Origin of the sequence: Cupriavidus sp. a3 (assembly GCF_051015765.1) — a bacterium.
GTDB lineage: Bacteria > Pseudomonadota > Gammaproteobacteria > Burkholderiales > Burkholderiaceae > Cupriavidus > Cupriavidus oxalaticus_A.
Genome location: NZ_CP170643.1, coordinates 3,097,705 through 3,098,165, shown reverse-complemented (window position 1 = coordinate 3,098,165; position 461 = coordinate 3,097,705). Strand labels below are relative to the sequence as shown.

Here is a 461-nt window from a genome sequence, read left to right as displayed (position 1 = left end):
TGCTCCATGCCGTAGGCGTGGATCACGCGGTCCATCAGTTGCTTGGAGCAGGCATAGATCCAGCGCGGCTTGTTGATCGGGCCGTAGACCAGCGGCGAGGCTTCCGGGTCGAACTCCTCGTCGCTGCACATGCCGTAGACCTCCGAGGTCGACGGGAACACCAGGTGCTTGCCGTACTTGACCGCGGCGCGCACGATCGGCAGGTTGGCCTCGAAATCCAGCTCGAACACGCGCAGCGGCTGGCGCACGTAGGTGGCCGGCGTGGCGATGGCGACCAGCGGCAGCACCACGTCGCACTTGCGGATGTTGTACTCGATCCACTCCTTGTTGATGGTGATGTCACCTTCGAAGAAGTGCATGCGCGGGTGATCGACGAGGTCGCCCAGGCGGTCCGTGTTCATGTCCATGCCGTAGACCTCCCACGGCGTGGTTTCCAGGATGCGGCGCGTCAGGTGATGGCC

The 461-nt window shown here is 64.0% G+C and carries 1 protein-coding gene; it reads right to left on the bottom strand.

Going from position 1 to position 461, the window contains the following annotated elements; genetic code table 11:
• Positions 1 to 461, bottom strand: a 461-nt coding sequence (locus tag ACAD63_RS14885) for a bifunctional UDP-4-keto-pentose/UDP-xylose synthase (RefSeq protein WP_434032904.1), incomplete at both ends; no start/stop codon positions are given.